The organism is Citrobacter sp. XT1-2-2 (assembly GCF_023516235.1).
Taxonomy (GTDB): Bacteria; Pseudomonadota; Gammaproteobacteria; order Enterobacterales; family Enterobacteriaceae; genus Citrobacter; species Citrobacter werkmanii.
In genome coordinates, this window is sequence record NZ_CP097324.1 from 2,802,740 (window position 1) to 2,817,847 (window position 15,108).

Annotated in this window: 13 protein-coding genes and 1 pseudogene; 7 read left to right on the forward strand and 7 right to left on the reverse strand. The window is 54.8% G+C overall.

Translation table 11 applies throughout. From position 1 onward, the window contains the following. Window positions 1-242: 242 nt before the first annotated feature. Genes astE through M4I31_RS13365 form a run of 5 tightly spaced genes read right to left on the reverse strand, consistent with a single transcriptional unit; the run spans window position 243 to window position 6,267 of the window. Window positions 243-1,208 carry a succinylglutamate desuccinylase gene (gene astE / locus M4I31_RS13345; protein WP_085049501.1) on the reverse strand — a complete coding sequence of 322 codons (966 nt, stop codon included), beginning with the start codon at window positions 1,206-1,208 and terminating at the stop codon, window positions 243-245. Beyond that, complete coding sequence (gene astB / locus M4I31_RS13350) at window positions 1,201-2,544, reverse strand: N-succinylarginine dihydrolase (protein ID WP_085049502.1); 1,344 nt, start codon at window positions 2,542-2,544, stop codon at window positions 1,201-1,203. The genes astE and astB overlap by 8 nt, the downstream gene beginning before the upstream one ends. Then, window positions 2,541-4,019, reverse strand: coding sequence for a succinylglutamate-semialdehyde dehydrogenase (gene astD, locus M4I31_RS13355; RefSeq protein ID WP_085049503.1), 1,479 nt, complete (start codon window positions 4,017-4,019; stop codon window positions 2,541-2,543). Before astD ends, astB begins: the two co-directional genes overlap by 4 nt. Continuing rightward, window positions 4,016-5,050, reverse strand: a complete 1,035-nt coding sequence (gene astA / locus M4I31_RS13360) for an arginine N-succinyltransferase (protein WP_038640139.1) — start codon at window positions 5,048-5,050, stop codon at window positions 4,016-4,018. The genes astD and astA overlap by 4 nt, the downstream gene beginning before the upstream one ends. Further along, window positions 5,047-6,267: an aspartate aminotransferase family protein gene (locus M4I31_RS13365; protein ID WP_085049504.1), complete on the reverse strand. Its 1,221-nt coding sequence runs from the start codon at window positions 6,265-6,267 to the stop codon at window positions 5,047-5,049. The genes astA and M4I31_RS13365 overlap by 4 nt, the downstream gene beginning before the upstream one ends. A 444-nt stretch (window positions 6,268-6,711) precedes the next feature. Here M4I31_RS13365 and xthA point away from each other — a divergent pair, with 444 nt between their 5' ends. From xthA to M4I31_RS13400, 7 genes and pseudogenes are all read left to right on the forward strand, one after another. Further along, the gene (gene xthA, locus M4I31_RS13370) at window positions 6,712-7,518 is read left to right on the forward strand and encodes an exodeoxyribonuclease III (RefSeq protein ID WP_043016615.1); all 807 of its coding nucleotides are present in this window, start codon (window positions 6,712-6,714) and stop codon (window positions 7,516-7,518) included. 223 nt (window positions 7,519-7,741) lie between these two features. Further along, a pseudogene (locus M4I31_RS13375) lies at window positions 7,742-8,397 on the forward strand (TVP38/TMEM64 family protein). Next, window positions 8,394-9,104, forward strand: a complete 711-nt coding sequence (locus M4I31_RS13380; protein ID WP_139815596.1) for a TVP38/TMEM64 family protein — start codon at window positions 8,394-8,396, stop codon at window positions 9,102-9,104. Before M4I31_RS13375 ends, M4I31_RS13380 begins: the two are co-directional and overlap by 4 nt. 31 nt (window positions 9,105-9,135) lie before the next feature. Next, on the forward strand, window positions 9,136-10,305 hold the full coding sequence (locus tag M4I31_RS13385; RefSeq protein WP_085049506.1) for an ABC transporter substrate-binding protein: 1,170 nt from the start codon (window positions 9,136-9,138) through the stop codon (window positions 10,303-10,305). Continuing rightward, window positions 10,278-11,813 (forward strand): thiamine ABC transporter permease, encoded by a 1,536-nt coding sequence (locus M4I31_RS13390; protein ID WP_085049507.1) that lies wholly within the window; start codon window positions 10,278-10,280, stop codon window positions 11,811-11,813. Before M4I31_RS13385 ends, M4I31_RS13390 begins: the two co-directional genes overlap by 28 nt. After that, complete coding sequence (locus tag M4I31_RS13395) at window positions 11,813-12,445, forward strand: ATP-binding cassette domain-containing protein (RefSeq protein ID WP_085049508.1); 633 nt, start codon at window positions 11,813-11,815, stop codon at window positions 12,443-12,445. The genes M4I31_RS13390 and M4I31_RS13395 overlap by 1 nt, the downstream gene beginning before the upstream one ends. 87 nt (window positions 12,446-12,532) lie before the next feature. Further along, window positions 12,533-13,840 (forward strand): sulfurtransferase, encoded by a 1,308-nt coding sequence (locus M4I31_RS13400; RefSeq protein WP_085049561.1) that lies wholly within the window; start codon window positions 12,533-12,535, stop codon window positions 13,838-13,840. A 44-nt stretch (window positions 13,841-13,884) separates the two neighbouring features. Here M4I31_RS13400 and M4I31_RS13405 read toward each other — a convergent pair whose 3' ends face one another. Further along, complete coding sequence (locus M4I31_RS13405) at window positions 13,885-14,508, reverse strand: CDP-alcohol phosphatidyltransferase family protein (protein WP_085049509.1); 624 nt, start codon at window positions 14,506-14,508, stop codon at window positions 13,885-13,887. Further along, a complete protein-coding gene (locus M4I31_RS13410; protein ID WP_085049510.1) occupies window positions 14,501-15,070 on the reverse strand; it encodes a carboxymuconolactone decarboxylase family protein in 570 nt (189 codons plus the stop codon). The genes M4I31_RS13405 and M4I31_RS13410 overlap by 8 nt, the downstream gene beginning before the upstream one ends. Window positions 15,071-15,108 lie beyond the last annotated feature (38 nt).

Below are 15,108 nucleotides of genomic sequence, written 5' to 3' on the forward strand. Positions count from 1 at the left end.
CAGAGCAACGGTAAAACAATGAAAGTGTAAAAAACAAACATTCATCAATTATGGAGAAAAAAAGAATAAATTGCGCAGAGTTGAAATGAAAAATTACAACAAGATGATTTTGAAAGGATTATGAAGAACTATACCTGAACTGTGATTATTAAGAAAGCAACTTACCAGGAATAATCTGTAATAAATCTAAAGCGCACGTAAAAATAAGCCCTCAGAAATAAATCTGAGGGCGATTATATTTATCAAAATCTTTCGAGCATCAATCCGGCACGTAAACCACAGGCCACATTTGGGTTCGGAAAAAGAACGTATTCAACGTCATGGGTGACGATAAAACGTTCATTTCCGTCCTGCGCCAGTAACGTTCCCTCGGTAAAGGGGGTAAAATTGAGCGTCTGGTTATCCATGTGGAGAATAAAATCGTCGCTACGCCGCGTAATCTGCGAGACCACACGGTAGCGCAACGGAGATGTTTCTACCGTTGACACTCGCTCGCCCCGCAGCAGCTGCGCCATCGCATCTGCTGTGTGTGCAAACTGGGTCAGATCGTTTTGCCCGAACGGCAGCGCTTTACCCAGTTCCAGCGTACAGGCCAGCGCACCAAAACGTTCAGCGCTAAAATGGGTGAACGTACCGCCTGGGGTCTGATGGAAAACCAATGCCTCCAGCCCCGCATCCCCCAGCCAACCCAGAAAATTTTCGTCCCAGGCAACATTGCGTTGTGGCAACACGCCAAAGCGCAAATGCTGTGAGCCGCGAATGGCGGTGTGAAGATCCAGATGCCAGCGCACAGGCTCTTTCGCGCGCGAGTAAAAATCTGCCAGACACAGTTCAAGCTCATGGGCTCTGTGCGTTTCTTCACTCTCGGCAAAACTCTGCCATCGGCCACCAAACATACGGTTCAGATCGCTATGACAATAACGTTTTCCCGCGGCCAGCGCCTGCGGGTTACCGAGAATGACCAGCAGCCGCCATGTTAGCGCCAGCTCACCGTTAAACAGCCTGGTCAGCAATGAATCAAGTATTTCTACCGGCGCGGTTTCATTGCCATGAATTCCCGCAGAAAGCACCAGCGACTGTTCAACCGGCGCAGTTGGTGTCAGTTCCAGTACCCCGTAACCAAGCCATTGCCAGACAAAACCGTGAATTGTGCCCTGCGTTTTCTCAGGTGCGCTACCTGCGAGCGTCAGGGCCAGAAAATTATCCATGGCTCGTTCTCTCCTGCTGGAAGGGATAAACAGAGCCGAGATTGAGCAATTGCGTCAGCGTATCCAACGCTTCACGCCCTTCGCGCAACAGCTGTGGATCCGCGAGGTCCGTAGCGACAAGGCGATCGCGATAGTAGCGGTCAACCCAGTTATTCAGCGTATTGAACAGCGTGTCGTTCATGATAACCGCCGGATTCACGGCCTGCAGCTCCTGTGGGGTAAGCACCACTCGCAGGCGTAAACAGGCAGGGCCGCCGCCGTTGGACATGCTTTCGCGCAAATCAAAGACCCGCAGGTCATCGATCGGATTGTCATCTGCAAGCAAACGGCTCAGATATCGCCACACGCCCGCATGCTCCCGACACTCCTGCGGTAAAACCAGCATCATCGAACCGTCGTCACGACTCAGTAATTGGCTGTTAAACAAATAGGTTGTTACCGCATCCTGCACCGACACCTCCGCGGCCGGGACTTCCAGCGCGGTAAAACCGTCCACCTGGCGGCGTAGTTGCTCTAACAACGTTTGCTGTCTGACAAACGCCTGCTGATGACAAAACAGCACCTGACGATTCGACACCGCAATCACATCGTTATGAAACACGCCAAGATCGATGACATCCGGGTTTTGCTGAGCAAAAACAAGCTGATGTGGATTGACCTGATTCAGCCGGGCTACGGCCTCGCTGGCTTCACGAGATTGTCTCGCCGGATAGCGCCTCGGCTGTGACGCATTCCCCTCTTCACGACCGTAAATAAACAGTTGTAAGCCGGGATCGCCATAATCCCCACCAAGGCGGTTATGGTTTGCCGCCCCTTCATCACCGAACAACGCAACCTGAGGCAATGCGCCATGAATCGCAAAGGTATTTTCATCACGAAAAATCGAGCGTAACAGCGCTTCGGTCGTCGGCGCTTCCAGCGAACGGTGGAACTTATTATTCAGATTCGCCACCGTTAAATGCACTTTCCCGTCCAGTGAATCTGCCGAAGGACAGACCGTTGCCGCATTCGCCACCCACATAGGTGATGCGGAGCTGGCGCTGGAGAGCCAGTACGGCGCCTGACGCGCCACCTTGTCCAGAATCTGCTCATCACTGCCGCAAAAGCCCAACTGACGCAGCGCCGGGATATAGGGACGTTCATGAGGCGGGATCACCGCCTGAGGGAATCCCGCATCAGCCAGCGCTTTCATTTTTAACAAACCCTGCTTTGCCGCCAGACGAGGGTTCGACACCTGAAAACGGTGGCTGGTCGAAGCCTCATTACCAAATGACAGTCCCGCATAGTGGTGGGTGAGTCCCACCAGACCATCGAAATTGACCTCACGCGCTTTCATCGTTTATCCCCGCAAGAGAAATCCAGACCGGGGCTGAGCGCCGACGGCAGGGTTAAGGCCGGAGATTCCAGGCTCGCCATCGGCCAGGCGCAATAATCTGCGGCATACCACGCGCTGGCGCGATGGTTACCGGACGCGCCCACACCACCAAACGGTGCGGTGCTTGCCGCGCCGGTTAACGGTTTATTCCAGTTAACAATCCCGGCCCGCGCCTCCAGCAGGAGTTGTTCAAACTGGCTGCGATCGGGTGAAACCAGCCCGCATGACAACCCAAAGCGGGTGTTGTTCGCCATACGAATCGCGTCATCAAAGCTGTCATAGCGCCAGATGCCGAGCAGTGGACCAAAAACCTCTTCATCGGGTACGTTTGCCACGTCGGTCAGTTCAATAATACCGGGGGTCAGCAGCGACGTTCCGGCTTTCACCATGCGTGGCGCCAGCAGCGTGCGCCCACCCAACGACGCCAGACGTTGCCAGGCATCACAAACGTGCTGTGCGGCCTGTTCAGAAATCAGCCCGCCTAAAAACGGCTGCGGTTCCGCATCCCAGTGAGCTGGCATTAGTCGTTGGCTGACTTCCACCAGACGCGCGAGGAACGCGTCTCCCTGCGCGCCGTTTTTAATCAACAGGCGACGGGCGCAGGTACAACGCTGCCCGGCGGTAACAAATGCGGATTGAATGGTCAGATGTACTGCCGCATCAATATCTTCCGGGTTCTCAATGATCAGCGGGTTGTTGCCGCCCATCTCCAGCGCAAGGATTTTTTCCGGCTGGCCGGATAACTGTCGATGCAACTGATAACCGGTATTGGCACTGCCGGTAAACAGCAGACCGTCGAGATCTTCCAGCGCGCTCAGCGCCTGCCCCGTTTCGCGTCCGCCCTGCACCAGATTCAGCACGCCCGGCGGCAATCCCGCCTGTTCCCACAGCTTTGTCACGGCTTCACCGGTCCACGGCGTCAGCTCGCTGGGCTTGAAAATCAACGTGTTGCCCGCCAGCAGAGCCGGAACAATATGGCCATTGGGCAAATGGCCAGGGAAGTTATACGGGCCAAATACCGCCAGCACGCCGTGCGGCCGATGGCGCAACGTCGCCGCGCCATCCGGTAGTTCGCTGTGCTGCTCTCCGGTACGGGCATGGTAAGCTTTCACGGAAATAGCAATTTTATTGATCATCGCCGTCAGTTCAGTGGCGGCTTCCCAGCGCGGCTTGCCGGTTTCCCGGGCGATAATCTGGGTTAGCTCGGCTTTATTGCTTTCCAGCAATGAAGCAAATTTTTCGACAATAGCCTGACGCGCGCTAAAGGGGTGTTTAGCCCAACCGGCAAAGGCGGTGCGCGCAGCACGGCAAGCCTGCATCACCTGAGTCGCGTCGGCATCATTACCTTGCCACAGCACATCACCGCTTACCGGATTCGTTTTCACCCGACGCTCGCCAAGCCCCGTCACCCAGTCGCCGTTTATCCATAATGTCATGCTGTTTTCTCCTCTGCACAAAGACGCACAAAACGTACATGGTCGCCCGCGTGGCATTTCAGGGCGTCCAGTTGCGCCGCCGTCAGTACCAGACGTTGGGTATCCGGGTCAGCGCGAACCAACATGACGCGGAAGTTTTGATAGTTTTCATTAGCGACCAGACAGGCCGGGTAATCGCCGATCGCTGGCTGACCTTCCGCCACTTCCACCAGCCTGCTTTTACGAATAGCGCGAACGCGGTCGATATCGCATTCCAGCGTCGGCCCGCCATCGAAAATGTCGACATAGTTACGGTAGCGAAATCCTTCTTTCTCCAGCACCGCCCGCGCCGGAGCGGTTTGCGGATGTACCTGACCAATTACGCTTTGCGCTTCCTCAGACAGGAAATGGGTATAAATAGGATGCTTGGGCATCAGTTCAGCAATAAAGGCTTTTTGTCCGGTGCCGCAGAGAAAATCCGCCCGGCTGAATTCCATGGAGAAAAAGCGTTTGCCGAGGCTTTCCCAGAAGGGAGAGTAACCGTGCTCATCGATTACGCCGCGCATCTCGGCCACGACCTTTTCATTAAACCGGTCACGAAATGCCGCCATAAACATAAAGCGCGATTTAGACAACAAATAGCCGTTGCCCTCTTTACGCCAGTCGGGATCGAGAAACAGAGAGCAAAGCTCGCTGCTGCCCGTGTGATCGTTACTCAGAAACAGCGTCGGCAGCGCGTTATATACGTTCAGCTCTTTCGAGGCGTGCACCAGCGTGCCAACCCGATAGTTGTACCAGGGATCGTTAAGCCCTACCGCCACCTCGATGGCGCAAATCCCTGCCACGGTTCCGCTGGCGCTGTCTTCCAGTACAAAAACATAGCCTTGCTCACTTTTCGGCAACTCACCGCGCCAGGTTTGTAGCGAGCGTTCGATACGCGCCATCAGCGTGGCTTCATTGGCCGGTAGCGAAGTCAACCCACCGCCGGTCTTACCGGCCAGTTGCATCAGCGCGGTGATATCAGCGCGTTCAATAGGACGAATCACCATCATGATGAACCTCCTGCTTTGATGCGTTCGCAGGCCAGCGCAAAGCGATCCAGTCCGCTAGCAACCTCTTCTTCGCTGACGTTTAACGCTGGCGCAAAGCGCACCACGTTAGCGCCAGCGATCAGCACCATCACTCCGGCATTGGCCGCCTCTTGCGAGATGAGTTTCGCTTTCCCGGCAAATTCCGCGTTCAGTACGCAGCCGATCAGCAGGCCGAGCCCACGAATTTCACTAAACAGTCCAAAACGTTCGTTAATAGCGTTAATACGCTCCACAAACCAGTCGTGACGCTGCTTAACACCGTTGAGCATATCCGGGGTGTTAACAATCTCCAGCAGTTTGCCCGCCACCGCCGTGGCCAGCGGGTTTCCGCCGTATGTTGTACCGTGCGTACCAACCGTCATCACGCTGGCACAGTCTGCTGTCGCCAATAACGCGCCGATGGGGAAACCGCCGCCCAACGCTTTGGCTGTCGTCAGCAGGTCTGGCGTAACGCCATAGTGCATATAGGCATACAGTTCGCCGGTACGACCCACACCGGTCTGGACTTCGTCAAAAATCAGCAGCGCATTGTGGCGATCGCATAATTCACGCAGCCCCTGTAAGAAGTCATTTGTTGCTGGTACGACGCCACCTTCCCCCTGCACCGGTTCAACGATGACCGCACAGGTGGTGTCATCAATCAGTTGGCGGGCGGAGTCGAGATCGTTATAGACGGCATGGCGGATATCCGGCGGCAGCGGCGCGAAATCTTGTGAATAAGCGGGCTGCCCTCCGGCGCTGACGGTGAACAGCGTGCGGCCATGGAAAGCATTTTTAAACGCCACGATGCCGCTCTTCTGGCTGCCAAAACGATCGTGAGCATATTTACGCGCCAGCTTTAATGCCGCTTCGTTAGCCTCCGCGCCGGAGTTACAGAAGAAAACACGCTCGGCGAAGGTGGCATCAATCAGCTTTTTCGCCAGACGCAGCACCGGCTCGTTGGTGTAGCCATTTCCCGTGTGCCAGAATTTGCTCGCCTGGTCGTTTAATGCCTCGCGCAATGCCGGATGGGCGTGCCCCAGCGCGTTAACCGCAATGCCTCCCGCGAAATCGATATACTCTTTACCCTGCTGATCCCACAGACGTGAACCTTCACCACGCACCGGAATAAAAGGAGCCGGGGCATATACGGGCATCATCCATTCATCAAAATTTTCACGCGTAATTGACAGAGACATAGCGACCTCAACGGTAAATAAAAGGTTATTTATATGTTAATAAATATAGTATTTGCGGTGTAAATGTAGATTGCAGGGTTCGTGCCAGCCAGCAAAAAAAGTGCATAAACAAAGGTCGGTGACGGAATATCAACAGGTTACAACGTGGCGATATTCACTTAATGTGCATATAAAGTGAATATGTTTGCGCACCAGGCGACTAAATAGAGGAAAAACCGCAGTTTTATTCAGTTGCCAAATATAATTCTGGAATTGTGATCGTATACGAAATTTATCGGAAATTATTGCTCTGTTCTGACGCGCTTCGCGCCAAAACGGTGCAGTTTTTGCTCCATCGTTAACACCATTGGCAATCATTGTTGGAATCAGGTGACAAGAAGCAGTCAGCCAGCGGAAATTCTGCTACCATCCTTGCACTATTCATCTTGCAAAACGGCAGCGACTATGAAATTTGTCTCTTTTAATATCAACGGCCTGCGTGCCCGTCCTCATCAACTGGCAGCCATTGTCGAAAAACACCAACCGGATGTGATTGGCTTACAGGAGACAAAAGTCCACGATGACATGTTCCCTCTCGAAGAGGTTGCAAAGCTGGGTTACAACGTCTTTTATCACGGTCAGAAAGGTCATTACGGCGTGGCGCTGTTAACGAAAGAAACGCCAATCGCGGTGCGTCGTGGCTTCCCGGGCGATGGCGAAGAAGCGCAGCGTCGTATCATCATGGCGGAAATCCCATCCCCTCTGGGCAGCATTACCGTGATCAACGGCTATTTCCCGCAGGGCGAAAGCCGTGACCACGAAACCAAATTTCCGGCCAAGGCCGCGTTTTACCAGAATCTACAAAACTATCTGGAGACTGAACTGAAACGCGACAATCCGGTCTTGATCATGGGCGATATGAACATCAGCCCAACCGATCTCGATATCGGCATTGGCGAGGAAAACCGTAAACGCTGGCTGCGTACCGGTAAATGTTCCTTCCTGCCGGAAGAGCGTGAGTGGATGGAGCGCCTGCTGGGCTGGGGCCTGGTGGACACCTATCGTCATGCTTATCCTGAAAAAAATGACCAGTTCTCGTGGTTTGATTACCGCTCCAAAGGCTTTGATGATAACCGTGGCCTGCGTATCGATCTGCTGTTAGCGAGCAACCCACTGGCGGAGCGCTGCGAAGAAACCGGCATCGACTATGAGATCCGCAGCATGGAAAAACCGTCCGATCATGCGCCTGTATGGGCTAAATTCCGCGTCTGACCTCCTGCGATTTGTCACTCTCCGGGCCTCGCCTGGAGAGTCTGTTTATTCTGTGTAAAATCAATAAATCGACGGTAATACATTGTTGTGTCCGGGAATTTATTATATCTTCGCGCGCACTTTTCGCTGACGAAAACGCTGCGTTACACTCGGTTTTACAGGAGAACCCCCATGAAAAAGAAGTTCGCATAACGCAGAATACCGGCTGCTGATCGTCGCGGTCCTGTTCTGCATTCTGGCGGGAGTTTTCCATTATTTCGGTCTGACCGACCTGATAACCAATTTCCATCATTTACAAGCCGTCATCCGCCAAAGCGGCATGTTCGGCTATACGCTTTATATATTGCTGTTTATCATCGCTGCGCTGTGTCTGATCCCCGGCAGCATTCTGGTGATCGTCGGCGGTGTGCTGTTTGGCCCTGTGGCAGGGACGCTTGTCTCGTTAGTGGCGGCAACCGTCGCCTCGGCGCTGTCGTTTTTGCTGGCTCGCTGGCTTGGTCGGGATCTACTGCTGAAATACGTTGGGCAACAGCGACTTTTCAGGCTATCGAAAAAGGCATTGCCCATAGCGGATTGGACTTTCTGATCCTGACCCGACTCGTACCATTGTTCCCCTATAATATTCAAAATTACGCCTATGGGCTGACGGCGATTCCGTTCTGGTCATTTACGGTGATATCTGCGGTAACCACCTTGCCCGGCATCTTTATCTATACGCTGATGTCGCACGAACTGGCCAGCGAAGGCATGACTCTGGCATTTATCGGCAAACTCAGCGTTGCGGGCCTGGCGTTATTCATTCTTATTCAGGCGGCAAAAGCCTGGGCCAGATATAAACATATCGATCCGTCGTCCAGCCACGAGTGTGCAGGTAAATGACAAAGCTGAACAAAGCGCGATTAACCCACTATTACCGGGCAGGATTGATAGTTGTGCTGCTGCTCGCGCTGATGGCATGGGCGTGGATACCTGGCGTCAGTGATTTTCTCCGGGGCAGCCTGGCGGCGTTTACTACGCTGGATCAACACGCTCTCGAGAACTTCATTCGTTCGTACGGAACTCTGGCGGCGGTTGTATCGTTCTTCCTGATGATCTTACAGGCCATCGTCGCGCCGCTTCCCGCCTTTGTGATTACGTTTGCCAATGCCTCGCTGTTTGGCGCGTTTTGGGGCGGTGTACTGTCCTGGAGCAGCGCGATGGTCGGCGCAGCGCTGTGTTTTTTTATTGCCCGCGTTTTGGGTCGCAGTGCGGTGGAAAAGCTGACCGGGAAAACGGTGCTGAACAACATGGACGCTTTTTTCGAACGTTATGGCAAGCACACTATTCTCATCTGTCGCCTGTTGCCTTTTGTGCCCTTCGACCCGGTAAGCTATGCCGCGGGCCTGACCTCGATTCGTTTTCGCCACTTTCTCCTCGCCACCGGCCTCGGTCAGTTACCCGCCACGATTGTCTATTCGTGGGCCGGTAGCCTGTTAACCGGCGGTACATTTTGGTTTGTTACCGGCCTGTTCATCCTGTTTGCCCTGAGCGTGGTGATTTCAGGAGCAAGAAGCCTTTACCTGGAGCGTCAACGGAAAAAAACCTGAGACATACGCCATTTTTAGCAATGGAGATATTATGCGTTACTGCTTATTGTGCCTGAGTTTGCTGCTCTGCCCGCTGACGGCTTTTTCCCAGGACGCCAGCTGGCAGCAAATCAAAAATGACGCCCGCGGTCAGACGGTATGGTTCAACGCCTGGGGTGGCGATAACGCCGTTAATCAGTATCTCGACTGGGTTAGCGGCGAGATGAAAACGCACTATGCCATTAACCTGAAAATTGTGCGGCTGGCGGATGCCGCCGACGCCGTTAAACGCATCCAGACCGAGGCGGCGTCCGGGCGAACAACCGGCGGATCTGTCGACTTATTGTGGGTAAACGGTGAAAACTTCCGCACATTAAAAGAAGCGGGTCTGCTGCAAACCCAGTGGGCGCAGGCGTTACCTAACTGGCGCTATGTTGATACCCGGAAACCGGTCAGTGAAGACTTTGCCATCCCCACGGAAGGGGCAGAATCGCCATGGGGCGGCGCACAGCTAACCTTCATTGCCCGGCGCGATCTCACCGCCCAGCCGCCGCAATCCCCGCAGGCGTTGCTTGAATTTGCGCAGGCGCACCCTGGCACAGTTACCTACCCGCGCCCGCCAGACTTTACCGGCACGGCTTTTCTCGAGCAGTTATTGATTATGCTCACCACGGAACCGCAAGCATTGAAAGTTGCGCCCGATGCCGCCACATTCGCCAACGTTACCGCTCCGTTATGGCATTATCTTGACGCTCTACACCCTTCACTATGGCGTGAAGGCAAAGATTTTCCTCCCACGCCTGCGCGGATGGATGCGTTGCTGAATACCGGTACGCTGCGCTTATCATTGACCTTTAACCCAGCCCACGCGCAGCAAAAAATGGCCAGCGGCGAATTGCCTAAAACCAGCTATAGTTTTGGTTTCTCACAGGGCATGATCGGCAACGTGCATTTTGTCACTGTTCCGGCAAATGCTCGCGCCAGCGCCGGAGCAAAAGTCGTGGCAAACTTCCTGCTTTCTCCCGAAGCGCAGTTGCGTAAAGCTGACCCTGCTATCTGGGGAGACCCTTCGGTGCTTGATCCGCAAAAACTGCCCAACCAACAGCGTAACGCACTGCTGGCGTATACCCCACAAGGACTCCCTGCCGTACTGCCGGAACCACATGCTGCCTGGATAAATGCACTGGAACAAGAATGGCTACGCCGCTACGGTACGCATTAATTCTGTTGCTGTGGGGCATCATGACGGCAGTTTATCTGCCGCTGGTGCCAGCAACGTTCTCTCTGCTAGCCCCAGCGCTTCGCACCACGCACTGGCTGGCGCTCTTTGACGATCCTCAACTCTCGCAGGCGTTGCTGGCAACAGTGGTTTCCGTAAGCCTCGCGGCTCTGGGTGCCCTGACCATTACGCTGTTGGCGATCCTCTTTTTGTGGCCTGGCGCTGGTTGGGCGCGATTGTGCACGCGCCTGCCCTTGCTGCTGGCGATCCCGCACGTCGCATTCGCGACCAGCATGCTGTTGATTTTTGCCGAAGGCGGCATGCTCTGGCAGTGGCTGCCCTTTCTCAACTCGCAACCGGACCGCTATGGGGTTGGGCTTGGCATAACGCTGGCGGTGAAAGAGAGCGCCTTTTTGTTGTGGATCCTCTCAGCCCTGCTGAGTGAAAAACAACTTTCACAGCAGGTTATCGTCCTGGATTCGCTGGGTTACAGCCGTTTGCAATGCCTGAACTGGCTGGTACTGCCCTCCATCGCCCCTGCGTTAGGCAAAGCCATGCTGGCCGTCGTGGCCTGGTCACTCTCCGTTGTGGATGTGGCCATCGTCCTTGGCCCCGGCAATCCGCCCACGCTTGCTGTACTGAGCTGGCAATGGCTCAGCCAGGGCGATGCCGAACAACAGGTCAAAGGCGCACTCGCCAGCCTGCTGCTGGTGTTGCTGCTATTTATCTTCGCGCTGTTGGGCTATCTGTTCTGGCGTGGCTGGCGGCGCACAATTCCGGCAGTAAACGGAATACGCCTGCGTTTTTCGTCCACAACAATCGCACAGCCGCTGGTACAACTTTTGCCCATCAGCGGAGTAGTATGCGCCCTGGTGCTGGCGCTTTCCGCCAACTCTTCATCGCTCAACAGTGAGGCGCTCAGCAATAGTCTGCAACTGGGGCTCATCTCCAGCGTGCTGGGGTTACTGATGCTCTTTGCGTGGCTGGAATGGGGACCGCAAACCGGACACCGTTGGGTCTGGCTGCCCATTATCCTGCCCGCGCTGCCGCTGGTCACCGGACAGTATCTGTTGGCGTTATATACCGGACAAGATGGGCTGATGACGACCATCATCTGGGGCCACCTGTTGTGGGTGATGCCGTGGATGCTGTTTGTGCTCAAACCGGCGTGGCAACGCATTGACCCACGATTGATTTTGATTGCACAAACGCTGGGCTGGACACGAGGTCGCATATTTTGGCGGGTTAAATGCCCGCTGCTGTTACGCCCGGCACTGATCGCCTTCGCGGTTGGCTTCTCGGTCAGTATTGCCCAATATATGCCAACGCTATGGTTAGGGGCCGGACGCTATCCCACCCTGACCACCGAGGCGGTGGCATTAAGCAGCGGCGGCAGCACGGCTGTTTTAGCGACACAGGCGCTATGGCAGCTTCTGTTACCGCTATTCGTTTTCGTACTGGCGGCGCTTTTCGCCGCGTGGCTCGGCCGCTTTCGACAAGGACTCCGTTAATGCTCATCGTTCAAAGCCTTTCAGTGTACCGGGGCGCGACAACGCTACTGAAAGATGTGAACTTCCAGGTTAGCAAAAGTGACATTGTCACTATTATGGGGCCTTCCGGTAGCGGTAAGTCTTCGCTTTTTTCGTGGATGGTCGGCGCATTGTCTCCTCAGTTTCAAGCTTCAGGCGAACTGTGGCTCAACGAACGGCGTATAGACACGCTGCCCACCGCGCAGCGCCAGATTGGCATTCTGTTCCAGGATGCGTTGTTGTTTGACCATTTCAGCGTTGGGCAGAATTTACTGCTGGCCTTACCCGCCAGCCTGCAAGGATCCGCCAGACGCCATACTGTTGAAAACGCCCTTACGCGCGCGGACCTTGCTGGATTTTATCATCGCGATCCGGCCTCGCTCTCCGGCGGCCAACGATCGCGTGTCGCCCTGCTGCGCGCCCTGCTGGCTCAGCCTCAGGCGCTGCTGCTCGATGAACCCTTTAGCAGACTGGATGCGTCGCTACGCGATACCTTTCGCCAGTGGGTCTTTACCGAGGTGCGCAAGCTGAATATTCCGGTGGTACAGGTTACGCATGACGCGCAGGATGTCCCGTCAGCAGGCCGTGTATTACAGATGGAAAACTGGGCGTGAATGTGGCGATATGCTGCGTTAACGCAAGGTTTTTACTTAACCGGCGGCACAGAATGTCGTCTTCTTTTTTCAACGTCGGGCTATTCGATGAAACGTGTTTCTCAAATGACCGCGCTGGCACTGGCTTTAGGGCTCGCTTGCGCTTCTTCCTGGGCTGCTGAAACAGCACAGACGCTCACCCTCAACCAGTTACAGCAAAAGCAAGGCGCGGCGATCGATACCCGTCAGAGCGCTTTTTACAACGGCTGGCCACAATCGCTCAATGGTCCTTCCGGACACGAACCCTCCGCACTGAATCTGTCTGCCGCCTGGCTCGACAAAATGAATGATGAACAACTCAATGCCTGGGTGAAGGCGCATCAGCTAAAAACCGATGCGCCGGTGGCGTTGTATGGTAGCGATAGCGAGATGCAGGCCGTTAAATCCCGCCTGCAGAAAGTCGGTTTTAGCCATATTTCAACCCTCAGCGACGCCCTTGCGGATCCTGGCCGCCTGCAAAGTCTGCCGCACTTCGAACAACTGGTTTACCCGCAGTGGCTGCACGACCTGCAGCAGGGAAAAGAAGTGACCGCTAAACCTTCGGGTGACTGGAAAGTGATTGAAGCCGCCTGGGGCGCGCCGAAGCTGTATCTGCTCAGTCATATTCCCGGTGCAGGATACATTGATACCAACGAAGTCGAGAGCGAACCACTGTGGAATAAAGTTTCCGACGCGCAACTCAAAGCCATGCTGGCAAAACATGGTATTCGCCACGACACCACGGTGATTTTATACGGTCGTGATGTCTATGCCGCCGCGCGCGTGGCGCAAATCATGTTGTATGCAGGCGTGAAAGATGTGCGTCTGCTCGACGGCGGGTGGCAAACCTGGTCAGATTCAGGTTTACCGGTGGAACGCGGAACGCCGCCGACGGTGAAAGCGGCTCCTGATTTTGGCGTTGCTATCCCTGCCCAACCACAACTAATGCTGAATACGGAACAGGCTCGCGGCCTGCTGCATCGCCAGGATGCGTCGCTGGTCAGCATCCGCTCGTGGCCTGAGTTTATTGGTACCACCAGCGGCTATAGCTACATCAAGCCAAAAGGTGAGATCGCAGGCGCACGCTGGGGCCACGCGGGGAGTGATTCCACGCATATGGAAGATTTCCATAACCCGGACGGCACCATGCGCAGCGCGGATGATATCGCCGCCATGTGGAAACAGTGGAATATCACGCCAGACCAGCAGGTTTCTTTCTACTGCGGCACCGGCTGGCGTGCTTCAGAAACGTTTATGTATGCCCGCGCGATGGGCTGGAAAAACGTCTCTGTTTACGACGGTGGCTGGTATGAGTGGAGCAGCAATCCGAAAAACCCGGTCGCCAGCGGTGAACGGGGTCCGGACAGCAGCAAGTAAAATGGTCACCATTGCCGGATAAGCGCATCCGGCAACACAAGACATTACGCCTGACGCTGAACCGCTTTCAGCGTCAGATATCCGCTCCAGATCCGAGTAAACGTCGTCATCCAGCACAGCGCGCCAAAGACCCACGCCAGCACGGCAAAAGATTCCGGGAACAAACAGCCCAAAACAAACAGCAAAATAGTCTCAGTGCCTTCGGTTAGCCCCCCGAGATAATAAAACGATTTATGCGCGTAGCCTGGGTTATCAATATCGTGTTTCGCTGCCAGGGCCGCGAAGGCGAGGAAGCTGCTGCCAGTGCCAATAAACGCAAACAACAGCCAGCCCCCAGCCAGTGCATTCTGAGCAGGTGCGGCAAGAATAAAACCAAACGGTACTAAGGCGTAAAACAGAAAATCGAGTGAGATATCGAGAAATCCTCCCGCGTCGTTTAGCCCTCTGCGCCGCGCCAGCGCCCCGTCCAGCCCGTCAAACAAGCGATTAAGCACAATGACCACCAGCGCCGCCAGATACCAGCCTAACGCCAGAAATGGCAGGGCCAACACGCCAATAGCAAAACCAACCAGCGTCAGGCCATCCGGGGTAATCGCAGGTTTATCAATAATGCCCACACAGCGATGCAACAGCGGTTTTAACCGTGGATGAAGATGACGGTCAAGCATGCGGGCGTCCTTTAAAACTGTCGCACAATCCTTGCGAAGGAATATCGAGGGCGGCATTAAAACGCGCCGAGAGATTTTGAAACGCAATCAGCGCGGTCATTTCAGTAATGACGTCATCGGTAAAATGCTGCTTCATTTGCGTTTTCAGCGCATCGTCTACCTGCGGTGGCGTGGCGGTCACCGCATCCGCATAGGCCAGCGCTATGCGCTCTTCTGCGTTAAACAGCGCTGATTCTTGCCAGTTGGCGACCTGCAAGACTTTATCCAGCGCGCCACAGCGTTCCGCCAGCCGTAAGCTGTTGGCATCAACACAGAAGGCGCAATGACATACCTGAGAAACGCGGGTCATTAACAATGCGCGCATCACCGGCGTTAAGCGCGCCTTTTTACGCTCCAGAAACCCGACAAACAGCGCCACCAGCCAGAACAGAAACGGCATCCGCCCCCACCAACGCGTGGGATGCAGCACATCGCCATAATGTTTTTTCTGCGTCGCGACGAGCGGTTGCAAACTGGAGGGAATACGCGTTAACGGACTTACCCACGAGTGAGGATCGTTCAACGATGACTCCTGAATACTTTAGATAACTCAAAGATAAA

Excerpts from the sequence above, each read along its gene's own strand:
- astE (WP_085049501.1), bottom strand. The coding sequence starts at position 1,208 with ATGGATAATTTTCTGGCCCTGACGCTCGCAGGTAGCGCACCTGAGAAA.
- astB (WP_085049502.1), bottom strand. The coding sequence starts at position 2,544 with ATGAAAGCGCGTGAGGTCAATTTCGATGGTCTGGTGGGACTCACCCAC.
- astD (WP_085049503.1), bottom strand. The coding sequence starts at position 4,019 with ATGACATTATGGATAAACGGCGACTGGGTGACGGGGCTTGGCGAGCGT.
- astA (WP_038640139.1), bottom strand. The coding sequence starts at position 5,050 with ATGATGGTGATTCGTCCTATTGAACGCGCTGATATCACCGCGCTGATG.
- M4I31_RS13365 (WP_085049504.1), bottom strand. The coding sequence starts at position 6,267 with ATGTCTCTGTCAATTACGCGTGAAAATTTTGATGAATGGATGATGCCC.
- xthA (WP_043016615.1), top strand. The coding sequence starts at position 6,712 with ATGAAATTTGTCTCTTTTAATATCAACGGCCTGCGTGCCCGTCCTCAT.
- M4I31_RS13380 (WP_139815596.1), top strand. The coding sequence starts at position 8,394 with ATGACAAAGCTGAACAAAGCGCGATTAACCCACTATTACCGGGCAGGA.
- M4I31_RS13385 (WP_085049506.1), top strand. The coding sequence starts at position 9,136 with ATGCGTTACTGCTTATTGTGCCTGAGTTTGCTGCTCTGCCCGCTGACG.
- M4I31_RS13390 (WP_085049507.1), top strand. The coding sequence starts at position 10,278 with ATGGCTACGCCGCTACGGTACGCATTAATTCTGTTGCTGTGGGGCATC.
- M4I31_RS13395 (WP_085049508.1), top strand. The coding sequence starts at position 11,813 with ATGCTCATCGTTCAAAGCCTTTCAGTGTACCGGGGCGCGACAACGCTA.
- M4I31_RS13400 (WP_085049561.1), top strand. The coding sequence starts at position 12,533 with ATGAAACGTGTTTCTCAAATGACCGCGCTGGCACTGGCTTTAGGGCTC.
- M4I31_RS13405 (WP_085049509.1), bottom strand. The coding sequence starts at position 14,508 with ATGCTTGACCGTCATCTTCATCCACGGTTAAAACCGCTGTTGCATCGC.